The sequence below is a fragment of the Phenylobacterium sp. J426 genome, assembly GCF_024699945.1.
GTDB lineage: Bacteria > Pseudomonadota > Alphaproteobacteria > Caulobacterales > Caulobacteraceae > Phenylobacterium.
Map to the genome: position 1 here is coordinate 3,055,014 of NZ_JAJOMY010000001.1, position 26,485 is coordinate 3,081,498.

General features: G+C 69.3%; 19 protein-coding genes and 8 pseudogenes. 13 read left to right on the plus strand and 14 right to left on the minus strand.

From position 1 onward, the window contains the following. Positions 1–94: 94 nt before the first annotated feature. Both LRS10_RS16100 and LRS10_RS16105 read left to right on the plus strand, forming a co-directional pair. A complete protein-coding gene (locus LRS10_RS16100) occupies positions 95–499 on the plus strand; it encodes an NADH:ubiquinone oxidoreductase subunit NDUFA12 (RefSeq protein WP_257838159.1) in 405 nt (134 codons plus the stop codon). 2 nt (positions 500–501) lie between these two features. Beyond that, complete coding sequence (locus LRS10_RS16105; RefSeq protein WP_257838160.1) at positions 502–1,143, plus strand: DUF2155 domain-containing protein; 642 nt, start codon at positions 502–504, stop codon at positions 1,141–1,143. Here the strand turns inward: LRS10_RS16105 and aat are convergent. The 4 genes and pseudogenes from aat to aroQ all read right to left on the minus strand — a co-directional run bounded on the left by aat (position 1,071) and on the right by aroQ (position 4,064). Further along, the gene (aat, locus tag LRS10_RS16110; RefSeq protein WP_257838161.1) at positions 1,071–1,730 is read right to left on the minus strand and encodes a leucyl/phenylalanyl-tRNA--protein transferase; all 660 of its coding nucleotides are present in this window, start codon (positions 1,728–1,730) and stop codon (positions 1,071–1,073) included. The genes LRS10_RS16105 and aat overlap by 73 nt on opposite strands. Before the next feature lie 9 nt (positions 1,731–1,739). After that, positions 1,740–3,094, minus strand: a pseudogene (accC, locus tag LRS10_RS16115) (acetyl-CoA carboxylase biotin carboxylase subunit). A gap of 4 nt (positions 3,095–3,098) precedes the next feature. Then, positions 3,099–3,587 carry an acetyl-CoA carboxylase biotin carboxyl carrier protein gene (gene accB / locus LRS10_RS16120; protein WP_257838162.1) on the minus strand — a complete coding sequence of 163 codons (489 nt, stop codon included), beginning with the start codon at positions 3,585–3,587 and terminating at the stop codon, positions 3,099–3,101. A gap of 39 nt (positions 3,588–3,626) precedes the next feature. Continuing rightward, positions 3,627–4,064 carry a type II 3-dehydroquinate dehydratase gene (gene aroQ / locus LRS10_RS16125; protein WP_257838163.1) on the minus strand — a complete coding sequence of 146 codons (438 nt, stop codon included), beginning with the start codon at positions 4,062–4,064 and terminating at the stop codon, positions 3,627–3,629. A 116-nt stretch (positions 4,065–4,180) separates the two neighbouring features. Between aroQ and thiS the strand changes: the two genes are divergently transcribed. Genes thiS through LRS10_RS16140 form a run of 3 tightly spaced genes read left to right on the plus strand, consistent with a single transcriptional unit; the run spans position 4,181 to position 5,983 of the window. Continuing rightward, positions 4,181–4,381, plus strand: coding sequence for a sulfur carrier protein ThiS (gene thiS, locus LRS10_RS16130; RefSeq protein WP_257838164.1), 201 nt, complete (start codon positions 4,181–4,183; stop codon positions 4,379–4,381). A gap of 1 nt (position 4,382) precedes the next feature. Continuing rightward, positions 4,383–5,171 carry a thiazole synthase gene (locus LRS10_RS16135; RefSeq protein WP_374570133.1) on the plus strand — a complete coding sequence of 263 codons (789 nt, stop codon included), beginning with the start codon at positions 4,383–4,385 and terminating at the stop codon, positions 5,169–5,171. Beyond that, the gene (locus LRS10_RS16140) at positions 5,171–5,983 is read left to right on the plus strand and encodes an SDR family oxidoreductase (protein WP_257838165.1); all 813 of its coding nucleotides are present in this window, start codon (positions 5,171–5,173) and stop codon (positions 5,981–5,983) included. Before LRS10_RS16135 ends, LRS10_RS16140 begins: the two co-directional genes overlap by 1 nt. Before the next feature lie 158 nt (positions 5,984–6,141). Here LRS10_RS16140 and LRS10_RS16145 read toward each other — a convergent pair whose 3' ends face one another. The 5 genes and pseudogenes from LRS10_RS16145 to LRS10_RS16160 all read right to left on the minus strand — a co-directional run bounded on the left by LRS10_RS16145 (position 6,142) and on the right by LRS10_RS16160 (position 11,215). Next, entirely contained in the window at positions 6,142–6,558 is a 417-nt protein-coding gene (locus LRS10_RS16145; protein WP_257838166.1) for a DsbA family protein, read from the minus strand. A 199-nt stretch (positions 6,559–6,757) separates the two neighbouring features. Then, positions 6,758–6,895 (minus strand): annotated as a pseudogene (locus LRS10_RS16150) (DsbA family protein); the annotation flags it as partial. Positions 6,896–6,922: 27 nt separating this feature from the next. After that, positions 6,923–8,348 (minus strand): annotated as a pseudogene (locus LRS10_RS16155) (M48 family metalloprotease). Between the two features lie 79 nt (positions 8,349–8,427). Continuing rightward, entirely contained in the window at positions 8,428–9,132 is a 705-nt protein-coding gene (locus LRS10_RS24525; RefSeq protein WP_308237971.1) for a hypothetical protein, read from the minus strand. Positions 9,133–9,208: 76 nt separating this feature from the next. Beyond that, positions 9,209–11,215: a ribonuclease E/G gene (locus LRS10_RS16160; protein WP_308237972.1), complete on the minus strand. Its 2,007-nt coding sequence runs from the start codon at positions 11,213–11,215 to the stop codon at positions 9,209–9,211. Positions 11,216–11,675: 460 nt separating this feature from the next. On the opposite strand from LRS10_RS16160, the gene LRS10_RS16165 reads away from it, so the two are divergent. After that, positions 11,676–12,905 (plus strand): N-acetylmuramoyl-L-alanine amidase, encoded by a 1,230-nt coding sequence (locus LRS10_RS16165; protein WP_257838167.1) that lies wholly within the window; start codon positions 11,676–11,678, stop codon positions 12,903–12,905. An 18-nt stretch (positions 12,906–12,923) separates the two neighbouring features. Here LRS10_RS16165 and corA read toward each other — a convergent pair. Continuing rightward, positions 12,924–13,890, minus strand: a pseudogene (gene corA / locus LRS10_RS16170) (magnesium/cobalt transporter CorA). A gap of 203 nt (positions 13,891–14,093) precedes the next feature. Between corA and LRS10_RS16175 the strand changes: the two are divergent. Next, positions 14,094–16,530 (plus strand): annotated as a pseudogene (locus LRS10_RS16175) (penicillin-binding protein 1A). A gap of 59 nt (positions 16,531–16,589) precedes the next feature. After that, positions 16,590–17,710 (plus strand): annotated as a pseudogene (prfB, locus tag LRS10_RS16180) (peptide chain release factor 2). A gap of 3 nt (positions 17,711–17,713) precedes the next feature. Here the strand turns inward: prfB and LRS10_RS16185 are convergent. From LRS10_RS16185 to tyrS, 4 genes are all read right to left on the minus strand, one after another. Beyond that, a complete protein-coding gene (locus tag LRS10_RS16185) occupies positions 17,714–18,124 on the minus strand; it encodes a polymer-forming cytoskeletal protein (RefSeq protein WP_257838168.1) in 411 nt (136 codons plus the stop codon). Next, the gene (locus LRS10_RS16190; RefSeq protein ID WP_257838169.1) at positions 18,105–19,259 is read right to left on the minus strand and encodes a M23 family metallopeptidase; all 1,155 of its coding nucleotides are present in this window, start codon (positions 19,257–19,259) and stop codon (positions 18,105–18,107) included. The genes LRS10_RS16185 and LRS10_RS16190 overlap by 20 nt, the downstream gene beginning before the upstream one ends. 194 nt (positions 19,260–19,453) lie before the next feature. After that, positions 19,454–19,915, minus strand: coding sequence for a peroxiredoxin (locus tag LRS10_RS16195; RefSeq protein WP_257838170.1), 462 nt, complete (start codon positions 19,913–19,915; stop codon positions 19,454–19,456). 11 nt (positions 19,916–19,926) lie between these two features. After that, a complete protein-coding gene (tyrS, locus tag LRS10_RS16200; protein WP_257838171.1) occupies positions 19,927–21,183 on the minus strand; it encodes a tyrosine--tRNA ligase in 1,257 nt (418 codons plus the stop codon). Positions 21,184–21,436: 253 nt separating this feature from the next. On the opposite strand from tyrS, the pseudogene LRS10_RS16205 reads away from it, so the two are divergent. The 5 genes and pseudogenes from LRS10_RS16205 to LRS10_RS25225 all read left to right on the plus strand — a co-directional run. Continuing rightward, positions 21,437–22,544, plus strand: a pseudogene (locus tag LRS10_RS16205) (anhydro-N-acetylmuramic acid kinase). Positions 22,545–22,560: 16 nt separating this feature from the next. After that, positions 22,561–23,589 carry an amidohydrolase gene (locus LRS10_RS16210; protein ID WP_257838172.1) on the plus strand — a complete coding sequence of 343 codons (1,029 nt, stop codon included), beginning with the start codon at positions 22,561–22,563 and terminating at the stop codon, positions 23,587–23,589. Next, the gene (locus LRS10_RS16215; protein ID WP_257838173.1) at positions 23,586–23,873 is read left to right on the plus strand and encodes a hypothetical protein; all 288 of its coding nucleotides are present in this window, start codon (positions 23,586–23,588) and stop codon (positions 23,871–23,873) included. The genes LRS10_RS16210 and LRS10_RS16215 overlap by 4 nt, the downstream gene beginning before the upstream one ends. Before the next feature lie 87 nt (positions 23,874–23,960). Further along, positions 23,961–25,772 carry an NAD(P)/FAD-dependent oxidoreductase gene (locus LRS10_RS16220; RefSeq protein WP_257838174.1) on the plus strand — a complete coding sequence of 604 codons (1,812 nt, stop codon included), beginning with the start codon at positions 23,961–23,963 and terminating at the stop codon, positions 25,770–25,772. Positions 25,773–26,186: 414 nt separating this feature from the next. After that, positions 26,187–26,450: pseudogene (locus LRS10_RS25225) on the plus strand (M23 family metallopeptidase); the annotation flags it as partial. Between the last annotated feature and the right edge of the window lie 35 nt (positions 26,451–26,485).

Below are 26,485 nucleotides of genomic sequence, written 5' to 3' on the forward strand. Positions count from 1 at the left end.
CGCGGAAGGGTGGCGCGAGCGCTGGACGCTCATGGGGCGCCCGCCTATAGTCCGCGCGCGTTTCGAGCCCCGAGAGCCCGCTGAGAGCCCTTAAGTGTCTGTCCTGAAGACCATCTTCACCTGGTGGAACGGCGCCACCGCCGGCGTCCGCTTCACCATCGCCCGTCGCGGCGTGTTCGTCGGCCAGGACGACTACGGCAACAAGTACTACGAGGCGCGCGACGCCTCCGACAGCTACGACGCCAAGCACAAGCGCCGTTGGGTGATCTTCAACGGCTACGCCGAGGCCTCCAAGGTCCCGCCGGATTGGCACGGCTGGCTGCACCACACCTTCGCCGAGCCGCCCACGACCGCCCCGCTGCCGCGCAAGGGGTGGGAGAAGGAGCACCGGCCGAACCTCTCGGGCACCATCCATGCCTATCGGCCGAAGGGCTCGCTGGCCCGCGGCGGCGAACGCCAGCGCGCGACCGGGGACTACGAGGCGTGGAAGCCCGAATAGCCGTGGCCCGCCGCCCCGCCGCGTCCGCCATCCTCAAGCGCACGGTTTCCGCCGTCGCGGCGGGCGCCGTGCTGGCGGGCGGTCTCGTCGCGGCCCAGCCCATACCGCCGCCGACCAACCTGCCACAGGAAGCCGCGCCGCCCGGCGGGGAGGAGCCGCGGGCCCTCGCCATCCCGACGCCGGAGCCCCTGGCGCCGCCGCCGGTGGAGACCCAGGAGGCGGAGCCCGCGCCGGCGCCGAAGGCTCAGGTGGCGGAGAAGCCGGCCGAGGCCCCGACCCGACGCGCGCGCTACGACGTGGCGGTGATCCAGGCGCTGGACAAGGTCACGGCCGAAACCCTGAAGTTCGAGGCGCCGGTGGGCCGCCCGGTGCGCTGGAAAGGCCTGATCTTCACCGTGCGTGCGTGCGAGCGCTCGGCGCCTGACGAGCCGGTCGAGGACTCGATCGTCTATCTGACCATCGATTCCCAGCCGCGGCCGCAGCCCGGGCGCCCCACGCCGCCGCCGCGGCAGGCCTTCAAGGGCTGGATGTACGCCTCGTCCCCCGGGCTCCACGCCCTGGAGCACGCCACCTACGACGCCTGGGTGATCAGCTGCAGGGCCGCCGCGCCCGTCGCCGGGGCTCCGTCGGCGCCCCAGCGGTAGAAGTCGGCTTCGGCGGCCAGCGCCCGCCCAAGGCGGCGGTGGTATTCCAGCCGCGCGATCTCGGTCGCGCCGAACTGGGCCAGGTGCTCCGTCATGAACTGTGCGTCCAGCAGGATGTAGCCGCCGGCGATCAGCCGCGCGACCAGATGGACCAGGGCCACCTTCGAGGCGTCCCGCGCCCGCGAGAACATGCTTTCTCCGAAGAACGCGCCCTGCAGAGACACCCCGTAGAGGCCGCCCACCAGCTCGTCGTCCCGCCAGCACTCGACGCTGTGGGCGAAGCCATGCGTGTGGAGGTTCAGGTACAGCGACTCGATGGGGCGGTTGATCCACGTCTCCGTCCGCCCTGGGCCCGACGCGGCGCAGGCCAGAACCACCTGATGGAAGGCGGTGTCGATGCGGATCTCGAACGGCTCGGCCCGCACCGTGCGGGCCAGCCGCCTCGGTGCGTGGAAGGCGTCCAGAGGGATCACCCCCCGCCGCTCCGGGTCGATCAGGAAGACCCGCGCGTCCTCCCGCGCGTCGGCCATCGGGAAGACGCCGCGCGCGTAGCAGTCCAGCAGGTCGCGAGCCTCGAACTCGGCCATCGGCCGACCTTAGCCCTGAGCCTCCGCCTGCGCCTTCATCCAGCGTTCCAGCCAGTGGATGTTGTAGTCGCCGCGCAGGATGTCCGGCTGCACCAGCAGTTCCTGGAAGAGCGGGATATTGGTGTCGATCCCGCCGACGACGACCTCGCCCAGACAGCGGCAGAGGCGCGCGATGCACTCCTCCCGGTCGCGACCGTGCACGATGAGCTTGCCCACCAGGCTGTCGTAGTAGGGCGGGATCGAATAGCCGGCGTAGAGTGCGCTATCCATCCGCACGCCCAGCCCCCCGGCGCGTGGAAATCCGAAACCAGGCCAGGCGAAGGCGTGAAGGTCTTCGGGTTCTCGGCGTTGATGCGGCACTCGATGGCATGGCCCTCGAAGACCACGTCCTCTTGCCGGAACGACAGCGGCAGGCCGGCGGCGATGCGGATCTGCTCTCGTACCAGGTCGATGCCGGTGATGGCCTCGGTGACGGGATGTTCCACCTGCAGGCGCGTGTTCATCTCGATGAAGAAGAACTCGCCGTTCTCGTACAGGAACTCGATGGTGCCCACGCCCAGGTAGCCGATGGCGCGCACGGCATCGACAACCACCTTGCCGATCCTGGCCCGGGCGGCCGCGTCGATGACGGGCGAGGGGGCCTCTTCGAGAACCTTCTGGTGGCGGCGCTGCAGCGAGCAGTCCCGCTCGCCCAGGTGCACGACATTGCCATGGCTGTCGGCCACCACCTGCAGCTCGATGTGCCGCGGGGTCTGGAGGTAGCGCTCCATATAGACGGCGTCGTCGCCGAACGCCGCCTTGGCCTCGGAGCGCGCCGTCTGCACGGCCTCGATCAGGTCGTCCTCGGTCTGAGCCACCTTCATGCCGCGTCCGCCGCCGCCGGCCGCCGCCTTGATCAGCACCGGGAAGCCGATGTCCTTCGCCGCGGCGATGGCCTCTTCCTCGGTCGTGACCGCGCCGTCCGAGCCGGGCACGACGGGGATCCCGGCCTCCTTCACCGCCTGCTTGGCGGTGATCTTGTCGCCCATCAGCTTGATGTGCTCGGACTTCGGCCCGATGAACGTGAAGCCGTGCGCCTCGACGATCTCGGCGAAGCGGGCGTTCTCGGACAGGAAGCCGTAGCCTGGATGGATCGCCTGGGCGCCGGTGATCTCGGCCGCGGCGATGATCGAGGGGATGTTCAGGTAGCTCTTCGCCGCCGGCGCCGGCCCGATGCAGACGCTTTCGTCGGCCAGCCGCACCCACATGGCGCCGGCGTCGGCTTCCGAGTGCACGGCGACGGTGGAGATGCCCATCTCCTTGCACGCCCGGTGAACGCGAAGGGCGATCTCGCCGCGATTGGCGATCAGGATCTTGTCGAACATCGCTCTACTCGATGATCGCGAGCGGTTCGCCGAACTCCACCGGCTGCGCGTCCTCGACCAGGATCTGCACGACCTTGCCGCCCTTCGGCGCCGGGATCGGGTTCATGGTCTTCATCGCTTCCACGATGAACAGGGTCTGGCCGGCCTGCACGGTGTCGCCGACCTTCACGAAGGGGTCCGAGCCGGGGTTCGGCTGCAGATAGACGGTACCCACCATCGGCGACTTCACCTCGTCGCCCTTGGCGCGGGCCGGCGCGGCGGCCGGAGCCTCCGCCGCCGCCGGGACGGGCGCCGCCGCCGGGGCCGCATGGGCGACCGGGGCAGGGGCCGCGACGTGCACGGCGGTCGCCGTCAGCGTCTTCGCCACGCGGATCTTCAGCTCGCCCTGCTCGACCTCGATTTCCGACAGACCGGTCTCGGTCAGAATGTCGGCCAGTTTGCGCACCAGGCGGGCGTCGAACGGATCGGCGGGCGCCTTCGGACTGCTAGCCATGGAACGACCCTTTTTCTTCTCTAGAGACTTGTCGGGAAATCAGCGGGCCAGGCCCGCGGCGGCCTCGACGGCCAACGCGTAGCTCGACGCTCCGAAGCCGGAGACGACCCCGGTGGCGGCGAGCGAAACATAGGTCTCACGGCGGAACGCCTCGCGGGCGGCCGGGTTCGACAGATGACACTCCACCACCGGGATGCTGAGCATCTTCAGGGCGTCCAGGATGGCGATGGAGGTGTGGCCGTAGGCGGCGGGATTGAGCACCAGGGCGCAGGCGGCCTCGCGCGCCTCCTGGATCCAGTCGACCAGCTCGCCTTCGTAGTTGGATTGACGGAACACGACCTCACGGCCCAGGGACTTCGCGCGCGCCTCGCAGAGGCGGCGGACGTCTTCCAGGGTGTGATGACCGTAAATCTCCGGCTCGCGGGTCCCCAGGAGGTTGAGGTTCGGCCCGCTCAGCACATAGATCGGTTTCGACATTCGGCTCCGCCGTCGATTCCGCGCCCTTGTAACGGTCAGCGGCGGAGGCCACAAGCAAGCCGAACCCCCAAGCCGGCCCCCCATGTCTACGGGAGGGCGGAGTCGCCGAGCGTTTGATGCAACTGACCGTGAACGGAGAGAGCCGGAACTTCCAGGGCGTGCCTGATGTGGCCGCGCTCGTGGCGGCGCTCGGCCTCGACGCGCGTAAGGTGGCCGTGGAGCGGAACCTGGAGATCGTGCCGAAGTCCGCCTATGCGGCGACGGCGCTCTCCGACGGCGACCGGATCGAGATCGTGCATTTTATCGGAGGCGGCTGACGTGGACGGCTCGACCCAGACTGACGACATCTGGACGGTGGCCGGGCGCACCTTCCGCTCGCGCCTGATCGTCGGCACAGGCAAGTACAAGGACTACGCCCAGAACGCCGCCGCCGCCGAGGCCGCGGGCGCCGAGATCGTGACCGTCGCGGTGCGGCGAGTGAACCTGACCGATCCGAACCAGCCGATGCTGGTGGACTATGTAAAGCCCGACCGGTTCACCTTCCTCCCCAACACGGCGGGCTGCTTCACCGGCGAGGACGCCATCCGAACCCTGCGGCTCGCGCGCGAGGCCGGCGGATGGGACCTGGTGAAGCTGGAGGTGCTGTCGCAGACCAAGCACCTGCTGCCCGACATGGAGGAGACCCTGCGCGCTCTGAAGCTGCTCGTCGCCGACGGTTTCCAGGTGATGGTCTACTGCTCGGATGACCCGGTTTACGCCAAGAAGCTGGAGGACGCCGGCGCCGCCGCCATCATGCCGGCCGCCGCCCCGATCGGGTCGGGACGGGGCATCCAGAACTTCCTGAATCTCGGGCTGATCATCGAGCAGGCGACCGTGCCGGTGCTGGTCGACGCGGGCGTCGGCACGGCGTCCGACGCCGTGCTGGCCATGGAGATCGGCTGCGACGCCGTCCTCATGAACACTGCGATCGCCGAGGCGCGCGACCCGATCCGCATGGCGCGGGCCATGAAGCATGCCGTCATCGCCGGCCGCGAGGCCTGGCTCGCCGGTCGCATGGCCAAACGCAGCTACGCCGATCCATCCTCCCCCATGGCGGGGCTCATCTGATGGCCGGTAGAGAAGCGGACGTCCGCAGATCGATCTTCATCACCGGGGCCGCGTCGGGCATGGGGCGCGAGACCGCGCGCCTGTTCGCCGGGAAGGGGTGGTTCGTCGGGGCCTACGACCTCAACGAGGCCGGCCTGCAGGACCTGCAGCACGAGCTGGGCGCGGAGAACTGCCTGATCCGCCGCCTCGACGTGACCGACCGGGCCGACTTCCGGGCCGCGCTGGACGACTTCGGCCCGGCGGCCGGCGGACGGCTCGACATCCTCTTCAACAACGCCGGCATCGGCCGGGGCGGGCCATTCGACCAGCAGCCGTTCGAAGAGATCCTGGCCGTCGTGCAGGTGAACTTCATCGGCGTGCTGAACGGCATCTACGAGGCCGTGCCGCTGCTCAAGGCGACGCCCGGCTCGCTGTGCTTCACCACCTCGTCGTCGTCGGCCACCTTCGGCATGCCGGGCATCGCCGTCTACTCGGCCACCAAGCACGCGGTGAAGGGCCTGACCGAGGCGTTGTCCGTCGAGTTCAAGGCGCTGGGGATCCGCGTCGCCGACGTGCTTCCGGGCTTGATCGACACGCCCATCCTGCCGCCGGGCGCCGTGGACGCCGCGCCGAAGGAAGGCATGTTCCGCGCCATCCCGCCGGTCGAGGTCGCCAAGGTGGTCTGGGAGGCCTACCACACGGACAAGCTCCACTGGTACGTCCCCGAGGAGATCGCCGAGCTCGACCGCTCCGCAACGCTGACGCCCGAGGCGGTGCGCGACCAGCTGGCGACCGGCTCGCTGTTCTTCACGGAGACGCCGCCCAAGCCGTAACCGACGGCTGTAACGCTGCGCGAACCGTTTCGTACTCGCTTCAACGGCGGCCGCAGGGGATCGTGAGCCGGCCCGCGCAAGTCCCAAGCCAACGCGGGCTCGCCGGGCGGCGCGGATCCTCCAAGCCGCGCCGCCCGTCAGGCGACGCCGTTTCGGACTTAGGCCGGGTTGCCCGATGGGCGTTTCAGGCCCACGCCCTTGGCCTGGGTGATGGCGGCCTTCAGCGCCTCCATGTCGGCGCCGGGGATCACGCGGTCGCCCACCACGAAGGCCGGCGTCCCGTCGATATGCAGCGCCTGGGCGAGGGTGCGAACGTCCTGCAGATGCTGCCGGATGGCCGGATCGCGCGCCTGCTGCCGGGCGACCTGCGGATCGACGCCGTGCTTCGTGAAGATGCGGTCGATCGCCGCCTCGTTGAGCGGCTTGGCGGCCATCAGGTCGCCGTACAGCTCCAGCGACTTCGGCTTGGCGATCGGCGTCAGCACCATGTGGCCGGCGAGGATCGATTCCTCGGTCTGGAACGCGAATTCCTTGAAGACGAAGCGGACGTCCGGGTTGTCGCGGATCAGCTTCACCACCTCGGGGGGCCGCGATCTTGCAGTAGGCGCAGTTGTAATCGAAGAACTCCACCACCGTGATCGAGCCGTTCGGATTGGCCACGAAGTCGCGCGGATCGCGCTCCAGCTGCGCGCGGTGCTTGGCGAGCGCCGCCGTGGACGCCTTGGCCAGCTCCGCCTGTTGCTTCTGCTGCAGGGCGACCGACACCTCCTGCAGCACTTCGGGGTTCGCCAGCAGGTAGGCGCGCACGCGTTCGCCGAACGCCTCGTCGCTCTGCTTCTGGCAGCCCGAGAGGGCGAGGGCGGCGCTCAGCGCCAGGCCAGCAGTGTGGGCGGTCTTCACGATCACGGTCATAAGCCTTGGAGGGTTGTCTCGCGGCGCTCAGTTCGAGCGACGGGTGGTGGAGCCTTCGCGCGCCAGTTCGCGCATGTCCTCGCGCGTCGGCTCGGACGCCAGGACGATGTCGGTGGCGCGCCGCCACTCCGGACGGCCCTTGTCCAGCATCTCGCGGGCGCGCATGGCGAACACCCGCGCCTGCCGGCGGTCGCCGATCCAGAAGTTGTATTCGGCGGTCGCCAGTCTCGCCATGCCGTTCTGGCCCAGCTTGTCGTAGGCCTCGGCCAGCAGCCGCCAGGCCACGGCATTGTCCTCTTCCTGGGTCAGCGCCTTGCGCAGTTCGGCGACGCCTTCCTCGACCTTGGCCTTGTCGTCCAGGGCGATCAGCGTCTGGCCCAGATTGACGCGCAGCAGCGGCGCTTCCGGCTTCAGCGCCACCGAGCGGCGCTGCGGGGCCTCGGCCTCCTGCGTGCGGGCGTATTCGAACAGGATCTGGCCCTTGAGCTCCCAGAGGTACGGGTTCTCCGGCTGCTCCTCGAGCAGGGCGTCGATCAGCTTCAGCGCCCGATCGGGCTCCTTCAGTTGGTAGTAGGCGATCGCCCGGGCGTAGCGGGCCGGATACGAGGTGTCGGCCTCACTGTACTTGGTGATCGCCACCTGCGGATTGATGAAGCCTTCCAGCTTGGCCTTCATCACCGCGTGCTCGGCCAGCGCCTCGGGGCTGTCGACCTTGTCGTAGTTGGGGAGGGCGGCGACGCGCCGGCGCAGGGACTCCACGCGGTCAGACGAGATCGGGTGGCTGCGAAAGTACGCGAAGCGCCGGGCCTCGTCGAACACCTCCTGGTAGCGGAAGTTGTCGAAGAACTCGGCTAGCCCTCGTCCCGAAAGGCCCGCCTTGTCCAGCAGCGAGGCGCCCGCCTGGTCAGCGCGGGCCTCCTGCTCGCGGCTGAATCCCAGGGCGCCCAGGGTCCCGAAATAGCTGGCGCTGCCCGCCAGGCCGGCCGCGGCCTCGGGCGAGCCGGCGAGCGCCGCCAGCACGCCGAGACCCATGGTCAGCAGGAAGGGCCGCATGCCCGCCCGGTTCATCTCGTCGCGCCGGGCGCTGTGGCCGCCCGTGAGGTGGCCGACTTCGTGGGCGATGACACCCTGCAGCTCGTTGGGCGTGTCCGATTCTGAGGATCAGGCCGGTGTTGAACCCCATCACCCGCGGCGCGGCGAAGGCGTTCAGCTCCTTGCTGCCCACCAGCAGGATTTCGACGTTCCGGGGATCGATCCCCGCGGCTTGCAGGATCGGCTGCGAGTTCTTCAGCAGCGTCTCCTCGATCTCGGTGTCCCGGATCAGGGAGATGCCCTCCTGCGCCGCCGCCGGCCCGGGCCCGGCGACCACCGCGGTCGCCAGGACCAGGCTCAGCGCGACGCGCGAGATGGAGCGGGCCCATCTGGACAGCGCCGAGCTCGAGGAGGCCAACATCGAAGAGGCAGGGGGAGACCATTCTCTTAAGCTTCTCCAGACCGCCCCTCGATAAGCCCCGCTCGAATGTAGTCGCCCGTCAGCCGCGCCGCCACCAGCCTTTGCGCGGCGCCGGCGGCGGACCCGAGATCTCGTTCGGATCCGGCTCGCGTGGAGCAGGCGCGGGCTCCGCCTCGGCCATCGCCGGAACGGGTTCCGGCTCCGGCTCGGGCCGCGACTCAGGCCGGGACTCGGGCAGGGGTTCAGGGCTGGACTCGGGCTCGGCGGCGACGGGCGCCGCCACGGCCTCGGCCTCGACCGGAGCTGCGGCCTTGCGGCTGCGGCTGCGCGGCTTCTTCGGCGCAGGCGCGTCGACCTGCCCGGGGACAGCCTCCACCAGAGCCTCGGGGGCGGCGGCTTCGACAGCCGCGTTGCTCACCGGAGCCTCGGCCACGCCGTCGGCCGCCGGCGTCTCGGCCTCGAACTCGGCCTCCTTGCCGCGACCGCGCCCCCGCGAGCGCCGTCCGCGCTTGGGCTTCTCCTCCTCGGCCGGCAGTTCGACCCAGATCTCCTCGTCGACGCCGCCGGCGTTCGGCGAGGCGATCGCCGGGGCCGCGACGGCCGATCTGGAGGCGCTGGGCGCGGCCGCGGCGGGGGCCGGCTGGCGCGGCGGGCCCGCCTCGTTGGCGGCCGCGTTGGCCTTCAGGTCCTCGGCCGGGTCATACCAGACGAACGGGTCGTCGCCGTAGGGGACCCAGGGCCGGACCCAGGTGAAGGGATCGTGCGGACGGAAGTCGTCCCGCATGCGGCGCCCACCGCGACGGCCGCGCCGACGGCGACGGCCCTCGCGGCCATCCTCGTCCTCGCCATTGGCCTGGCGCTCACCCCCGACCTTCCCCGCGACCTTCGCCCCGGTTCTCGCCCCGACTGTCGGCGCGTCCTTCAGCGTGACCCTCGCCACGGCCTTCGCCACGCTCGTCGCCCCGCCGGCCGCGCCGGCGGCGCTGGCGTCCACGCCGGCCGCCTTCGGCGTCCTCGCGGTCGTCGCGCGGCGCGCGATCCTCGCGGGCCCGCGGGCGGGCTTCCGCGCCGTCCTCGGCGGTGTCGTCCTCGTCCTCGTCTTCGTCCTCGAAGGCCTCCTCGTCGTCCTCGTCCTCGAGGTCCTCGTCCTCGAAGGTGTCCTCCAGCTCGGCGGCGTCGGCCGGCGTGTAGGCGATCTGGGCCGGCGCCAGCACCGCGGCGTGCTCCGCGCGGGTCTCGCTCGCCGTGCGTTCGATGCCATGCTCGGCGTGCGCCATGTCGTCGTCGATCACGACCGTCACGAACAGGCCGAAGGCGTGGTGCAGCCTGGCGAGATGCGCGCGCTTCTCATTCAGGATGTATAGGCCGACGGCGCGCGGCACGGTCAGCGTCGCCTCGCCGCCGCCCTTCAGCGCCTCGATTTCCAGCGCCCGCAGCGCCGCCAGGGCGCTCGACTCGACCGAGCGGACCCGGCCGGTGCCGGCGCAGTGCTCGCAGACGTGGGTGGTGCCCTCCAGCACGCCGGTGCGGCGGCGCTGGCGGCTGATCTCCATCAGCCCGAACGGGCTGATCTTGCCCATCTGGACCCGGGCGCGGTCGTCCTTGAGGCAGTCCTTCAGCTTCTTCTCGACCGCCCGGTTGTTCTTCGCCTCATCCATGTCGATGAAGTCGATGACGATCAGGCCGGCGAGGTCGCGCAGTCGCAACTGGCGGGCGGCTTCCTCGGCCGCTTCCAGGTTGGTCTTCAGCGCCGTGGCCTCGATGTTGCGCTCGCGCGTCGCGCGGCCCGAGTTCACGTCGACGGCGACCAGCGCCTCGGTCTGGTTGATCACCAGGTAGCCGCCCGAACGCAGCGGCACGACCGGCGAGTAGATCTGCGACAGGTGGTCTTCCACCTTGTGCTTCACGAAGAGCGGCGTGGGCTCGCGGTAGAGCTGCACCTTCTTCGCCTGGCTGGGCATCAGCATGCGCATGAAGTCGCGCGCTTCCTTGAAGCTCGCCTCGCCCTCGACGAACACGTCGTCGATGTCCTTGTCGTAGAGGTCGCGGATCGCACGCTTCACGAGGTCCTCTTCCTCGTAGATCAGCGCCGGCGCGATCGAATGCAGCGTCTTCTCGCGGATGTTCTCCCAAAGGCGCAGCAGGTAGTCGTAGTCGCGCTTGATCTCGGCCTTGGTGCGCTTGGCCCCGGCCGTCCGCACGATCAGGCCCATGCCGTTCGGCACGTCGAGGCTCTGGACCACGCTCTTCAGCCGCTTGCGGTCGGTCGCGGTGGTGATCTTGCGGCTGATACCGCCGCCGCGGGCGGTGTTCGGCATCAGCACGCCGTAGCGGCCGGCCAGCGACAGATAGGTGGTCAGCGCCGCACCCTTGTTGCCGCGCTCCTCCTTGACGACCTGGACCAGCATGATCTGCCGGCGGCGGATCACTTCCTGGATCTTGTAGCGGCGCATCAGCCGCCGACGGCGACGGGCCAGCTCCTCCTCGACGACGTCGTCCTCGTCGTCCGAGGCGTTCAGGTCGACCTCGTCCTCGTCCTCCGGCGCGCGGGCCCGCGGCTCGTGGCGGTCCTCGTCGTCCTCCTCGGCCTCCTCGCGCAGCAGGGCTTCGCGGTCGGCGACGGGGATCTGGTAGTAGTCGGGGTGGATTTCGTTGAAGGCCAGGAAGCCGTGGCGGTTGCCGCCGTATTCGACGAAGGCCGCCTGCAGGGACGGCTCAACGCGCGTCACCTTTGCGAGATAGATGTTTCCTCGAAGCTGCTTGCGGTTCTGGCTCTCGAAATCGAACTCTTCAACGCGAGTCCCGTCGACGACCACCACACGCGTCTCTTCCGCGTGGGCTGCGTCGATCAACATGGTCTTGGACATTCAGTTCGTCTCCGCGGCGCGCGGCTTGGGCATGGCCCGGGCGCTGCCGGTGGTAAGGACGGACGCGCGCGCCGACCCGGAGGGCGCCGGAAGCGGCGTCTCGGGGGGCAAGGCCAGGATTGGCTTGAGCTGCGCAGCCCATCGGGTGTGTTCCTAGGCGCGCCACGAGCGGCGCGATCGGAGGAGGCGTGGTCGTCGAAGGTCTCGAACGAGGCCGACGCCGGTTTGCGTGACGCGCGGTCCGACGGGCCCGAAGCGGGCTCGACGTCGTCGCGCGGCGCGGACTTTGCAACACGGCGTCCGAAAAGGAAAGCACGCGCTGCTCGGCTCCTGCGACACGAAAGACCTCGTTAACCGATTGTCTACGGCCGCGGCCCGTATATGGCTGTCGATGTCGTGTTCTGCGACTCCGCGCGCGCGGATGTAGGGTGGCTTGATGTTGGGGCGAGCAGCTAGGGCGATGGCCGTGAACCGGGGGCGGGCGCTGCTCGCCGCGGTCGTCGCCGGCCTGGGCCTGGTCGCCGTGGCCGCCTCCCACGCCGCGCCCGATACGGTTTCCCTGCTCAAGGTGCGCCTGGGCGGCGAGGGGACCGAGACCCGCGTGGTCATCGACCTCGACAAGTCCGCCAGCGTGAAGGTCGTCTCCGACGGAGAGGCCGACCGGCGCGTCGTCGTCATGATGCCCGGGGTCGATGCGCCTGACGGCCTGCAGGGCGCGGGCCGCGGAGTCGTGAAGGCCTGGATGGTCGACGAAGTTCAGGGGCAGGCCCGCCTGCAGATGGACCTCGCGGCCGACGCCAAGGTGAAGCGTCGGTTCCTGTTGCCGCCGGCCGACGGCATCGCCCACTACCGCTATGTCATCGACCTCGCCGCCGTTGGGGCCTCGGGCGGGTCGGTCGGCGCGCCTGCCCCGGCCGCGACCCAGAGCGCGAGCCTGACCAAGGCCTCGGGCGCGGGCCCGACGCCGGCCGTGCGCACCCAGTTCCTGCCCGCCAAGAAACAGCCGCTGCCGCTGAAGAAGGTGATCGTCATCGACGCCGGTCATGGCGGTAAGGACGTGGGAGCCAGCGGAGCCCAGGGCTTCGAGAAGGAAATCAACCTCGCCGCCGCGCTGGCGCTCAAGGCCCGCCTGGAAAAGAGCGGCCGCTATCAGGTCGTGATGACCCGCAACTCCGACATCTATGTGCCGCTGGAAACCCGCGTCCGGATCGCTCAGCGGGCCAACGCAGACCTGTTCATCTCGCTGCACTCGGACTCCGGCCCGACCGCCAGCCTGAAGGGCGCCAGCGTCTACACCCTCTCCGACAAGGCGTCCCGGCGTTCGACCCAGTTCGTCAGCAAGGACGACTGGTTCATGAAGGCCAACCTGTCCGGCGACCAGGGCGTTCGCGACATCCTCTTCGACCTGACCCAGCGGGCCACCCGCAACCGCTCCGCCGTTTTCGCCCAGACGCTGCTCTCAAACATCGAGGGCGAGGCCCCGCTGCTTCGCCGCAGCCACCGCGACGCGGGTCTTGTCGTGCTGCTGGCCCCCGACGTGCCCGCCGTCCTGCTGGAGATGGGTTTCGTCAACAATCCCGAGGACGAGGCCCGTCTGCGCGACCCCGCCGCACGCGCCCGCCTGATGAACGCCGTCGCCGACGCCATCGACGACCACTTCGGCGCCGGCCTCAAGGTCGCGACGCGCTGATCCGGCGGTCCTTGGCCGTCACAGCCACTTCGAACGCTTGAATCCGATGTAGAGCGCCAGGCACACGGCCGCGATCGCCGCGAGGACCGCAAAGTAGCCGTACTTCCAGTGCAGCTCGGGCAGATAGTCGAAATTCATGCCGTAGATGCCGGCGATCGCCGTCGGCACCGCCAGGATCGCCGCCCACGACGCGAGCCGCCGGGTGATCGCGCCCTGGCGCTGCTGCTCCAGCAGGTTGCTGACTTCGAACACGGACGCGACGGTTTCGCGCAGGGCGCTGATGCGGACGCCGACCCGACGGACGTGATCGCGCACATTGCGGAAGTACGGCCGCACCTCGGGGTCGACGCACGGGAATTCCAGCCGCTCGAGCCGGCTCGCCATCTCCTCCATCGGTCCGAGGATGCGGCCGAACCGCAGCAGTTCGCGGCGGAGCTGGAACAGTTCGCGAATCTCGGCGCGGGTCAGGATGGCGTCCAGCGCCCGGTTCTCCATCGCTAGCACCGACTCTTCGATCTGGTCGGCGATCGGCGCATAGCCGTCCACAACGAAGTCGAGGATGGCATGAAGGACATAGTCCGCGCCGTGCTTCAGCAGGGCGGGGTTCGCCTCGAGATAGGCGCGAAGCTGGGTATGCGCCCGTGCGGAACCGTGGCGGACGGTGACGATATGGTTTGACCCCAGGAAGATGTGGGTCTCGCCGTAGTGGATGTGGCTGTCGTCCAGCTGCGCCGTGCGCGCCACCACGAACAGCTCATCGCCGTAGGTTTCGACTTTGGGCATCTGGTGGGCTGAAAGCGCGTCCTCGACCGCGAGCGGGTGCAGGCGGAAGCGCTCCTGAAGGGGCCCGCAGCTCGTCCGGCTCCGGCTCGTAGAGCCCGATCCAGACGAACTCGCCGGGTTCGAGCGCCAGGCCGTCGTCGCTCAGCGAGGCTTCCCGGACCCTCCGGCCGTCCTTGTACACATAGGCGGCGATGATGCTCATGCCCTGCACCTAGCCTCAGGCAGCAGGCCTGAACAGCCTCTGCTCGAACGTCGAGGTCGGCGCGGAGGCGGTCGTCCGCCGCGTTCCCGGGACTCCCCGCGGCCCGCTGACGCGGGACGGAGCCGACGGCGTTGGCGCCCGGCTCGACACAGGTTAGACCCGGGCCACTTGGCGGCGCGCGGGCGCCTCGGAGCGCATCTGACTTGACCTCTCCCGAAGGACAGCCTGGACCCGAGACGGCGCGGCCGCGGCGTGGGCTGGCCCTGGCGGGGGTCGTGGTCCTCAGCATCGTAGGCGTCGCCGCCTTCTGCGCCGCGATCTATGCGGCCTGGCTCTTCCACGACATGCCCGACGCCGGCGAGCTGGTCGACTATCACCCGCCCACCGCGACCCGCGCGTATGCCTGGGACGGCACCCTGATCGGCGAGTTCTCCCGTGAGCGGCGGATCTTCGTTCCGTACGAGGCGATCCCCAAGCAGACCGCCCAGGCCTTCCTGGCCGCCGAGGACCACGGCTTCTTCCACCACCGCGGCGTCGATGTGGGCGGGCTCGGCCGCGCCATGGCCAAGAACGTGCTCAACCTCGCCCAGGGCCGGCGTCTGGAAGGTGGCTCGACCATCACCCAGCAGGTGGCCAAGAACATCCTGCTCACCAGTGACGCCACCATCGGGCGCAAGCTGAAGGAGGCGATCCTGGCCTCGCAGCTCGAGGGCACGCTGACCAAGGAGCGCATCCTCGAGCTCTATCTGAACGAGATCTGGCTGGGCTACCGCTCGTACGGCGTGGGCGCTGCGGCCTACAACTACTTCGGCAAGTCAGTCAGCGAGCTGACCCTGGCCGAGAGCGCCTACCTGGCCTCCCTGCCCAAGGGGCCCGACAACTACCACCCCATCCGCCGCAAGCGGCAGGCGATCGCGCGCCGCAACTGGGTGATCGGCCAGATGGCCGACCTGGGCATGGTCAGCCGCGCCGAGGCCCGGGCCGCCCAGGCCGAGGACCTGAAGGTGCAGCCGGCCCCGACGCGGGCCCAGTATCGCGACGCGGACTATTTCGTCGAAGAGGTCCGCCGTCTGGCGCTGGGCATGGAGGAACTCGGGGACGAGCGGCTGAACGCCGGCGGCTATTATGTTCGGACCACGCTCGACCCGCGCCTGCAGAGCGCGGCGCGGCTGGCGTTGATGAACGGCCTCGAGGAGTACGACCGCCGCCACGGCTGGCGCGGCGCCTGGGGGGCAGGTGACCACGCTCGCCGGCTGGGAGGCCGAGGCGAAGAAGCAGGCTCGTCCCGCCGAGCGGCGTTCGTGGCGTCAGGCCGTCGTGACCAGCGTCGCCGGCGGCTCGGTTCAGGTGCAGACGGTCGATGGCGAAGCCGGCGCGCTGGCGGGCGAGGATGTCGCCTGGGCGCGCCGCGGCAAGGGCATCGGCACGGGCGACCTGATCTTCGTCGCGCCGAACGACAAGGGCGCGGGCTTCCGCCTGAAGCAGGTGCCTGCGGTGAACGGCGCCATGGTGGCGATGGAACCGAACTCCGGTCGCGTGCTGGCCATGGTCGGCGGCTATTCGTTCTCGCTGTCGAGCTTCAACCGCGCCACCCAGGCCTATCGCCAGCCTGGTTCGGCCTTCAAGCCGATCGTCTACGCCGCAGCGCTCGAAAGCGGCTACACGCCGGCCAGCACCGTGCTCGACGCGCCGATCACCCTGCGCGGGGCCGGCGGCCAAGCCTGGAGCCCGGAGAACTACAACCGCGAGTACTATGGCGCGCTGACGCTGCGCCGCGGCCTCGAACTGTCGCGCAACACCATGACCGTGCGCCTCGCGCAGGGCGTCGGGATGACCAAGATCAGCGACCTCGCCGTCCGCATGGGCGTCACCAACAAGATGGACAAGGTCCTGGCCATGGCCCTGGGCAGCGGCGAGACCACCGTCTTCCGCATGGCCGGCGCCTACTCTTCGTTCCTGAACGGCGGCCGCAAGGTGGAGCCGCACCTGATCGAGCTGGTCGAGGACCGCAACGGCAAGATCATCTATCGCGCCGACCGTCGCGAATGCCCGCGATGCGACGCCGGCTTCTCGGGGGCGGAGAGCCCCCGCATCCCGCGCACGGGCGCCCAGGTGATGGACCCGATCACCGCCTACCAGATCACCTCCATGCTGGAAGGCGTGGTGCAGCGCGGCACGGCCACCTACGCGTCGCGGGTGGGCAAGCCGCTGGGCGGCAAGACGGGCACGACGAACGACTACCGCTCCGCCTGGTTCATGGGCTTCTCGCCGCAGATGGTGGTGGGGGTCTTCATCGGGTTCGACGACAACCGCAGCCTGGGCGAGGGCGAGACCGGCAGCCGTTCGGCGGTGCCGATCTTCACCGAGTTCATGACCGAGGCGCTGAAGGACACGCCCGCCGTTCCATTCAAGGCGCCGAGCAACGCCAAGTACGCCACGATCCGCGGCATCCGCGAAGCCTTCCGCCCGGGCACCGAGCCGCAGGCCATGCAGGCGCCGGTCGGCGCCGCCGGCGTGCCCCAGGGGCCGCAGCCGTACAATAAGGTCTGGCAGGACGGCCTGACCGGGGCGCCCAACGCGGGCGCCGCCGTCGCCCCGCCGCCGCCCAAGAAGCAGGACGACCTGTCCGACCTCTTCTAGTCCGCTTGTGCTGACGGCCGGCGCGGACTATCTCCGCCGGCCTGATACTGGAGTGTCCCATGAGATTGGATGTCGAGGCCGCCAAGGCCGACATCGAGCAGTCGATCGAACTGCTCAGGAGGCGTCTTTGACTGGGAGCCTGCGCTCCGCAAGCTCGATGAGCTGAACGCCCGGGTCGAGGATCCGACCCTCTGGAACAACCCCGACGAGGCCCAGGCGGTCTCTCGCGAGCGCTCGCGGCTGTCCGGCCAGATCGAGGCCGTCCAGGCGCTGGAGCGCGATCTGGCGGACGCGTTGGGCTACGCCGAACTGGCGGACGAGGAGGGCGACGAAGGCTCCTTGGAGGAAGCCCGCGCCCAGCTGCGCGAGATCAAGGAGCGCGCCGGCCGCGCCGAACTCGAGGCGCTGCTGTCCGGCGAGGCCGACGGAAACGACGCCTTCGTCGAGATCAACTCCGGCGCCGGCGGCACCGAGTCCAACGACTGGGCCGGGATGCTGCTGCGCATGTACACCCGCTGGGCCAACGCCCACGGCATGCAGGTCGACTTCCTGGAAGAGACGCCGGGCGAACAGGCGGGCATCAAGTCCGTGACCCTGCAGGTGAAGGGGGCCGAACGCCTACGGCTGGCTGAAGACCGAGGCCGGAGTGCACCGGCTGGTGCGCATCTCGCCCTTCGATAGCGCCGCCAAGCGCCACACCAGCTTCGCTTCGGTCTGGGTCTATCCGGTGGTCGACGACACCATCGAGATCGAGATCAACCCTGCCGACGTCCGCACCGACACCTACCGGGCGTCGGGCGCCGGCGGCCAGCACGTGAACAAGACCGACTCGGCTGTGCGCCTCACGCACATACCCACCGGCATCGTGGTGGCCTGCCAGAACCAGCGCTCGCAGCACCAGAACCGCGACCAGGCCTGGAAGATGCTGAAAGCCCGCCTCTACGAGGCCGAACTGGAGAAGCGCGAGGCGGCCCAGCAGGCGCTGGAGGACCAGAAGACGGACATCGGTTGGGGCCACCAGATCCGCAGCTACGTGCTGCAGCCGTACCAGATGGTGAAGGACCTCCGGACCGAGGTGGAGACCTCCGACACCGGCGGCGTGCTTGACGGCGACCTCGACCAGTTCATGGGCGCAGCGCTCGCCCAGCGCGTGGGCGCCACCCGCGACGCGGCGGCCTGAGGCCTATTCGGCCGCCTCGGCGATCAGCAACGGCGCGGCCGCGGCGTCGGCGGGGAACATGAGGCTGCGGCCCTCGAAGTGGGCTCCGGCGTCGATAGCCAACTCCGAGTGACGGATGTCGCCGTCCACATGCGCGGAGGCGCAGAGGTGGACCTGACGGGCGCTGATCGTGCCCGTGACGCGGCCGCGGACTTCCACCGAATCGGCGGTCACGACGCCCTGTATCCAGGCGGTCTCGCCCAGGGTCAGCCGGCCGGCCGAGACATCGCCCTCGACCGCTCCGTCGAGGTGCAGGTCGCCTTCCGTGACGATGTCGCCGCGCACCGTGACGCCCGGCGCGATCAGGGAGGCCAGCGCCGGCTTGCGCGGCTGCGAGGCCGCGGTGTCGGGACCCTTAGTCGCCTTGCTGAACATACTGGCCGGCCTTCAGGAAACGGCCCGGGTTCTGGGCGCGCCCGTTCACCCATACCTCATAGTGAAGGTGGGTCCCAGTGGAGCGGCCCGTGGAGCCCATGGCGCCGATCCGCTGCCCGAGGGCGACGCGCTCGCCGGGCCGCACGCTGATACCCGAGAGGTGCGCATAGCGGGTCTTCAGGCCGCGGCCGTGGTCGATCTCGACGGTCTTGCCGTAGCCCGGACGCTGCCCCGTGAAGGAGACGACGCCCGGTCCGGTGGCCTGGATCGGCGTCGCGTGGCCGCCCGCGAAGTCGAGGCCCGAGTGGAACGCCGGCCTGCGGGTGAACGGATCGAACCGGACGCCGAAGCCGCTGGTCTGGGCGGCGTTGGAAGTCGGGCGGGCGAACGGCAGGTCCTGGGCCGCGTCGGTCAGGGCGCGCGTCTCGGAGACGTCACGGGCGGCGCGCTGGATGCGCACGGCGAAGTCCTCGTCCACGTCCAGGACGGCGGCGAGGGCGCGCGGGTCCTTGGATTCGATCAGCGGTCCGCCCAGCGAGCCGCTCTTGGGCACGAAGGCCGAAGGGGTCAGGCCGGCCATCCGGAACGCAAGCCGCAGCCGGTCCGCGCGGCTCTTGGCGAAGCTGTCGGCGGCGTCCAGTAGCTGCTCCTGGCCAATCCGGACCATCTCCACCCGCTTGACCGGATTGGAGGTCTCGTTCGCCAGGGCCCTGTTGATCGCCGGCGTCAGCGCCTCTGCGGCGCCCGGCGCGCCCTTGAGATCGGTGAGCAGCAAGGCGAGCGCGGCGTGGCGCTTCTCGATGCTGGCGGCGAGCTCGACGTTCGAGCCGGAAGCGGCGTTGAGCTGAGCCATCGCGCTGTCCAGCCGGGCCTGCCGGTCGGCGACATAACGCTCGGACTGCGCCTTCAGCTGCGCGATCTCCCGATCCGTCGCCGATGCCGACAGCAGGTTCACCAGCATGGCGGCGGTGCAGACGCCCATCCACAGCGCGCCGCCGGCCACCACGCCCGCGATGGCCATCTGCTTGGAGGAGGTGAGGACAAAGGCCTTCATGGCCCCGCCGGAGCGCACGTAGAGGTGCCGCTCCGGAAACAGGTCTTCAAGCGAACGACGAAGTCGCGCCAAACGTGTCATGCGTTTCGCTGAAGCCCCCGCCCCTAGGAACGGGAGGGATATGGAGGCAAATTTTTGGGGCAGGCAAGACGCGTTGTTACAAATTTAACCAAAAGCGTCGCGAGGCCGCAGGCTGCGCTCCGAATCGTCGTCCGTCCAGACGGCTGCGTACGGATTGTCCAGACCGCGGCGCCTGCGCCACAGCGCCGCCCGCTTTAGTTGGCGTTTACGGCGTCCAGAACCTGCTGCGCGTGGTTGGGCACCTTCACCTTGCGCCAGATGCGCATGATCCTGCCGTCCCGGATCAGGAAGGTCGACCGGTCGATACCCATGTAGTTGCGGCCGTAGAGCGTCTTCTCCACCCACGAGCCATAGGACTGGATGACCGTGCCTTCAGGGTCCGAGCCGAGGACGACGCCCAGGTCATACTTCGTCGCGAACTTCTGGTGCGACTTCACGCTGTCCTTCGACACGCCCAGGATCGTCGCACCGGCCTTGGCGAACTCGGGGGCAAGCGCGGTGAAGTCCTGCGCCTCGCGAGTGCAGCCCGTGGTGTCGTCCTTGGGATAGAAGTAGAGCACCAGCGTCTTGCCGGCGAAGTCGGAGAGGCGGACGGGGCCGTCCGCGGTGTCGAGTTCGAAGTCGGGCGCCGGGGCGCCTTCGGTCACGTCCGCCATCTCTTAGCTCCTCAGACCGGCTTCACCAGGACGATCTTCTTCTTGCCGGCGGCCAGCTTGACCACGCCGTCGATGAGGTCGGCAGAGGTGATCATTCGATTGCCGTCGGCGACCTGCTGATCGTTGACACGCAGGCCGCCGCCCTGGGCCAGGCGACGGGCATCGCCGCGCGAGGAGGCAAGCCCGGCGTCTGCGGCGAGCGCTGCGAGGGCGATCCCCGCCTCGAAGTCAGCCTTGGCCACTTCATGCGTCGGCAGATCCTCGGAAAGGCGACCTTCCTCGAAAGCGGCACGGGCGGCGGCTTCCGCTGTCTGCGCGGCTTCGGCGCCGTGCAGCATCCGGGTCGCCTCGTTGGCCAGCACCTTCTTTGCCTCGTTGATCTCGGCGCCCGGCAGGCTTTCCAGGCGAGCGATCTCGTCCAGCGGCAGGTCGGTGAACAGGCGCAGGAACCTGCCGACGTCGGCGTCCTCGGTGTTCCGCCAGAACTGCCAGTAGTCGTAGGGGCTCAGCAGGTCCGCGTTCAGCCATACGGCGCCCGAGGCTGTCTTGCCCATCTTGGCGCCCGACGAGGTGGTCAGCAGAGGCGTCGTAAGGGCGAAGGCCGCCTTCTGGTCCATCCGCCGAACCAGCTCCACGCCGTTGATGATGTTGCCCCACTGGTCCGAGCCGCCCATCTGCAACTGCACGCCCATGGCGCGGTTGAGGTGGCGGAAGTCCACCGCCTGCATGAGCATGTAGTTGAACTCAAGGAAAGTCAGCGGCTGCTCGCGCTCGAGCCGCAGGCGCACGCTGTCGAACGTCAGCATGCGGTTGACCGTGAAGTGCGGCCCGAACTCCCGCAGGAACTCAAGATAGCCCATCTGCGAGAGCCATTCGTCGTTGTTGACCATCACCGCGTCGGTGGGGCCATCGCCGAAGGCCAGGAACTTCTCGAACACGGTCTTGATGCCGGCGATGTTGCGCTCGATGTCGGCGTCCGTGAGCATCTTGCGGCTCTCGTCGCGGCCGCTGGGATCGCCAACCTTCGTCGTGCCGCCCCCCATGAGCACAACGGGCTTGTGGCCCGCTTGCTGAAGTCGGCGCAGCATCATGATCTGGATCAGGCTTCCGACGTGCAGTGACGTCGCCGTGGCGTCGAAGCCGATGTAGGCGCGGATGACGCCCTGGGCGGCGGCCTCGTCCAGTTCCTCGGGATGGCTGATCTGGTGGATGTAGCCGCGCGCCTGCAGCGTCGTCAGGAAGTCGGATTTGAAGGCGGGATCGGACATCTCGGGACCTCGCAGGACTTGGGTCGCCGGGCTCTAGCACGGGCGCGTCTGAGATTTCGAGGGACATGGCAGGCTCCTGAAGGGTGGGGAGGCCGGCGGTCCTGGATCTGATAGGAGAGGCGCCGGCCGTTTTGACGGCAGGCGCGAACGATCGGGCGCCTGCGCTAGGGCAGGCGGTAATAGCGGCCGGTGTTGGCGGCAGGTCCGATCATGGCGGCTAGCTAGCGATCCTCGGACATGGCAGTCAAGCCGCATGCGCGTGCTGGGATTCATGACCGGGACCTCCCTCGACGCCGTCGACATGGCGGTGCTGGAGACCGACGGCGAGACGATCCAGGCGTTCGGCCCGGCCGGGGAGCGCAAGCTGACGGACGCAACGCGCGACGTGCTTCTGGAGACCACAAGGCAGGCGCTGCAGTGGGCGCGGGGAACGCCGGAACCCGAGATATTCCACGAGGCCCGCGAAGCGGTGGCGAGGGAGCACTTCGCGGCGGCGGAGTCCTTCCTGGCCGAGCACAACCTGGCCTGGAGCGACATCGACCTGCTGGGCGTCCACGGGCAAACGGTCCTGCATGAGCGGCCGAAGGGGGGACGTCGTCGGGCGTACGGTCCAGCTGCTGGACGCCGGCCTGCTGGCCCAGCTCACCGGTCGGCCGATCGCCCACGACTTCCGAACCGCCGACGTGGCGGCCGGCGGGGAGGGTGCGCCGCTGGCCCCGATCTACCACCTGGCGCGAGCGCGGGCGTCCGGACTGGAGGCGCCGCTGGCGGTGCTGAACGTCGGCGGTGTCGCCAACATCACGTTCTGGAACGGCGGCGACGATATCGCGGCCTTCGACACGGGCCCCGGCAACGGGATGATCGACCTGTTGGTGCAGGCGCGGGGCGCCGGCCGCTACGACGCCGGCGGCCGCTACGCCAGCGTGGGCCGGGCCGACGAGGGCGTGGTCCGCGCCCTGCTGGCGCATCCCTACTTCGAGGCGCCCGCGCCGAAGTCGCTGGACCGTTACGACTTCTCCCTGGAGCCGCTGGACAAGCTGCAGCTCGAGGACGCCGCGGCGACTCTGGTCGCCTTCACGGCCGAGGGCGTGAAGCGCGCCTTCGATCTGATGGGCGCGATGCCCACCGAGGTGATCGTCGCTGGCGGGGGCCGGCACAATCCCGAGATCATGAAGGCGCTTGCGGCGCGGTTGCCTTGTCCGGTGACCACCGCCGAGGACCGCGCGTGGCGCGGCGACGCCATCGAGGCCGAGGCCTTCGCCTATCTCGCAGCTCGGACGGCGCGCGGCCTGCCGATTTCGTTTCCCAAGACGACCGGCGTGGCGGAGCCCATGACCGGCGGACGTATCGTACAACCTTGAAGTCGGGGAGTTGAGGATGAAGGGGCATTGGATCGGCGGCGCCGCGCTGGCGCTGGTCATGGCGGCGGCCGCGCCGGCGGCGGCGCAGGATCAGGCGGCCGGACCGTACGATGCGGCGGTGTTCGCCGCCGCCAGCAAGATCCAGCCCAAGGTCGTCAACTGGCGGCGCGACATCCACCAGAACCCGGAACTCGGCAACAGCGAGGTGCGCACGGCCAAGCTGGTCGCCGATCACCTGAGGAAGCTGGGCATCGAGGTCCGGACCGGCGTCGCCAAGACCGGCGTCGTCGGCGTGCTGAAGGGCGGCAAGCCAGGTCCCGTGGTGGCGCTGCGGGCCGACATGGACGCCTTGCCGGTGACCGAGCAGACCGGCCTGCCGTTCGCCTCGAAGGTGCGCACCACCTTCAACGGCCAGGAGACCGGCGTCATGCATGCCTGCGGCCACGACGCCCACGTCGCAATCCTGATGGGCGCCGCCGAGATCCTCGCCGGCATGAAGGCCGACATCCCGGGCACCGTGGTGTTCATCTTCCAGCCGGCCGAGGAAGGTCCGCCGGTGGGCGAGGAGGGCGGCGCGCCTCTGATGGTGAAACAAGGCGTGCTGGAGAATCCGAAGGTGGACGCCGTGTTCGGCCTGCACGTCGTTCCGGGCGACGCCGGTCAACTGCTGTGGCGGCCGGGGCCGATGATGGCCGCGTCGGATCGTTACGAGATCAAGCTCAAGGGCAGGCAGACGCATGGCGCCAACCCTTGGAACGGCGTCGACATCGCCTCGATGCAGGCCGAGATCGTGCTGGCCTTCAACCAGATCGCGGCGCGCCAGATCAACGTGACGCGGACGCCCACCATTCTGACCGTCGCGACGGTGCACGGCGGCGTCCGCTACAACATCATCCCAGACGATTTCACCCTGGCGGGCACGCTGCGCACCTTCGATCCCGACCTGCGCAAGGACGTGATGGCGAAGGCGGAAAAGGCGGTGGAGAGCATCGCCAGCCGCTACGGGGGAAGGGGGCGATCGAGTGGGGCACGCCGAACCCGGTGACCACGAACGACCCGGCGTTGACCGCCAAGATGAAGCCGACGCTCGCCCGCGCCGCCCGCGGCAGGATCAAGGACGACATCGACTACATCACGGGCGCCGAGGACTTCTCGTACTACCAGCAAAAGGTCCCGGGCCTGTTCTACGACCTGACGATCGGCAACCCGCCCGGCGTGAACCACTCGCCGTTCTTCAACGTCGTCGACGAGGGCGCGATGGAGGTCGGCGTGCGGGCTCAGGTGCTGACGGCCCTGGACTTCCTGTCGTCCGCCGGCGCGGCGAAGTAGCCGCTCACGCCACGTCACCCTTGCCGGTCAAACAAACGTTCGGCACGCTCCTTCCAAAGAAGACAACTTCGGCGGGAGGACGTCGCCATGGCGGATGATGTCGGCAAGATCGACGACCTGGGCTTCGATCCGGACGCGCTCGCGCGGAAGTATCGCGAGGAGCGCGACCGGCGCCTGCGGGCCGACGCCAACGAGCAGTACGTCGAGATCAAGGGCCGTTTCGCCCATTACCTCGAAGACCCTTACGTCGAGGAAGGCTTCCAGCGTGCGCCGCTGACCGACGAGGTCGAGGTGGTCGTGATCGGCGGCGGCTTCGGCGGCCAGCTCGCGGCGGCGCGCCTCAAGGAAGCTGGCGTCGAGGACGTCCGCATCATCGAGAAGGGCGGCGACTTCGGCGGCACCTGGTACTGGAACCGCTATCCCGGGGCCGCCTGCGACATCGAGAGCTACATCTACCTGCCGCTCCTCGAGGAGGTCGGTTACATCCCCGTGGAGAAGTACTCGCGGGCGCCCGAGATCCTCCGCCACAGCCGGGCGATCGGGGAGAAGTTCGGTCTCTACGAGAACGTCTGCTTCCAGACCGAGGTCACCGACCTGTCGTGGGACGAGGCCGCGTCGCGTTGGATCATCAAGACGAACCGGGACGACGCCATGAAGGCCCGTTTCGTGGTCATGGCGAACGGCCCGTTGCACCGGCCGAAGCTGCCGGGCATCCCTGGCGTCGAGAGCTTCCAGGGACACTCGTTCCACACCAGCCGCTGGGACTACGACTACACCGGCGGCGACTCGAACGGCGGGCTCGTCGGCCTGAAGGACAAGCGCGTCGGCGTGATCGGGACGGGCGCCACCGCCGTCCAGTGCGTGCCGCACCTCGGCGAATGGGCGAAGGAGCTCTTCGTCTTCCAGCGAACGCCGTCTTCGATCGACGTCCGCAACAACCGTCCAACGGACCCCGAGTGGGTGAAGTCGCTCCAGCCAGGCTGGCAGCAGGAGCGGATGGACAACTTCAACGTGCTCGTCTCCGGCGGCTTCGCGGACAAGGACCTCGTCAACGACGGTTGGACCGACATCATCGGCAACATCCTGCTGCTGGCGCGCCGCAAGGCCGAGGCCGGCGAGGCCGTCGACGATCCTGCCGCTCTCATGCAGCTGGCCGACTTCAAGAAGATGGAGCAGGTCCGCGCCCGCGTGGACAGCGTCATCCAGGACAAGGCCACCGCCGAGGCGCTGAAGCCCTGGTACAACCAGTTCTGCAAACGCCCCTGCTTCCACGACGAGTACCTGGCCACCTTCAACCGGCCGAACGTGCATCTGGTGGATACGCAGGGGAGAGGCGTCGAGCGCATCACCGAGCGGGGCATCGTCGCCAACGGCCGCGAATACGAGATCGACTGCCTCGTCTACGCCACGGGCTTCGAAGTCGGCACGTCGTATGCCCGGCGCGCCGGCTATGAGGTGAAGGGCCGCGGCGGCCAGACCCTCACCGACAAGTGGAAGGAAGGCGCCTCGACCCTGCACGGCCTGCTGAGCCGCGGCTTCCCCAACTGCTTCATCGTCTCGAACGTCCAGTCGGGCTTCTCGGCCAACTTCCCGCACATGATCAACGAGCAGGCCAAACACATCGCCTACATCGTGCGGAACGCGACGGATCGCCAGGCCCGCGTCGTCGAGCCCGCGCAGGAGGCGGAAGAGGCCTGGGTCGACACCATCGTGAAGCTCTCGGTGATGCGCGAGAACTTCCTGAAGGAATGCACCCCCGGCTACTACAACAACGAGGGCAAGGTGGAGCTGATGAACAAGCGCAACACCTCCTACGGCGCGGGGCCGGTGGCCTTCGCCAAGGTCCTCGAGGGATGGCGCGCCGACGGCGACCTGAAGGGACTTGAGCTCAAGTCGTAAGCCGCGGTTCTGCACGCGAGCGGCAAGGGGGCTGCATCCAGACCCGCAACAGCGACGCGGCCTCTTTCGCCGTCTGGGCTCACGCGCCAGTCTGGGCGTTCCTTTCCGGAGTGCCCCCCCATGCGCGCCGCGCCGATCGCCGCCTTCCTCGTCCTCGCCGCCTGCGGCGGTTCCAGCCCGCCGGCGGAGGCTCAGCGCCCGACCGCGACGGGCGAGGCTCCGCCCGCGCCGACGCCGCCGCCGACAACCGACGCCGACGCGCCGCAGTTCGTCCTTCCCATCGCCTGCACAATCGGCCGGGACTGCGAGGTGCAGCGCTACATGGACCGCGATCCAGGGCCGGGCGTGCTCGACTACCGCTGCGGACCGGCCACCAACGATGGCCACGAAGGGGTCGACATCCGGTTGCCCGACATGGCCGCCCAGGCGCGTGGGGTGGCCGTCCTGGCCGCGGCCGCCGGAACGGTGCTGCGCGTGCGAGATGGCGTCGAGGACATCTCGGCGAAGGTGGTCGGGGCGCAGAACGTCACCGACATCGGCTGTGGCAACGCCGTGGTGATCGGCCACGGAGGGGGCTGGACCAGCGCCTACTGTCACATGGCGAAGGGCAGCGTGCAGGTGAAGGCCGGCGATACGGTCGCGGCGGGCCAGCCGGTGGGCCGCGTCGGTCTGTCCGGGCTTACGGAGTTCCCGCATCTACACTTCTCGGTCCT

Excerpts from the sequence above, each read along its gene's own strand:
- aroQ (WP_257838163.1), bottom strand. The coding sequence starts at position 4,064 with ATGTCGAAACCGATCTATGTGCTGAGCGGGCCGAACCTCAACCTCCTG.
- LRS10_RS16140 (WP_257838165.1), top strand. The coding sequence starts at position 5,171 with ATGGCCGGTAGAGAAGCGGACGTCCGCAGATCGATCTTCATCACCGGG.
- LRS10_RS16185 (WP_257838168.1), bottom strand. The coding sequence starts at position 18,124 with ATGTTCAGCAAGGCGACTAAGGGTCCCGACACCGCGGCCTCGCAGCCG.
- LRS10_RS16210 (WP_257838172.1), top strand. The coding sequence starts at position 22,561 with ATGAAGGGGCATTGGATCGGCGGCGCCGCGCTGGCGCTGGTCATGGCG.
- LRS10_RS16165 (WP_257838167.1), top strand. The coding sequence starts at position 11,676 with ATGGCCGTGAACCGGGGGCGGGCGCTGCTCGCCGCGGTCGTCGCCGGC.
- LRS10_RS24525 (WP_308237971.1), bottom strand. The coding sequence starts at position 9,132 with ATGCGGGACGACTTCCGTCCGCACGATCCCTTCACCTGGGTCCGGCCC.
- LRS10_RS16190 (WP_257838169.1), bottom strand. The coding sequence starts at position 19,259 with ATGACACGTTTGGCGCGACTTCGTCGTTCGCTTGAAGACCTGTTTCCG.
- accB (WP_257838162.1), bottom strand. The coding sequence starts at position 3,587 with ATGGCTAGCAGTCCGAAGGCGCCCGCCGATCCGTTCGACGCCCGCCTG.
- LRS10_RS16220 (WP_257838174.1), top strand. The coding sequence starts at position 23,961 with ATGGCGGATGATGTCGGCAAGATCGACGACCTGGGCTTCGATCCGGAC.
- aat (WP_257838161.1), bottom strand. The coding sequence starts at position 1,730 with ATGGCCGAGTTCGAGGCTCGCGACCTGCTGGACTGCTACGCGCGCGGC.
- LRS10_RS16195 (WP_257838170.1), bottom strand. The coding sequence starts at position 19,915 with ATGGCGGACGTGACCGAAGGCGCCCCGGCGCCCGACTTCGAACTCGAC.
- tyrS (WP_257838171.1), bottom strand. The coding sequence starts at position 21,183 with ATGTCCGATCCCGCCTTCAAATCCGACTTCCTGACGACGCTGCAGGCG.
- LRS10_RS16160 (WP_308237972.1), bottom strand. The coding sequence starts at position 11,215 with ATGTCCAAGACCATGTTGATCGACGCAGCCCACGCGGAAGAGACGCGT.
- thiS (WP_257838164.1), top strand. The coding sequence starts at position 4,181 with ATGCAACTGACCGTGAACGGAGAGAGCCGGAACTTCCAGGGCGTGCCT.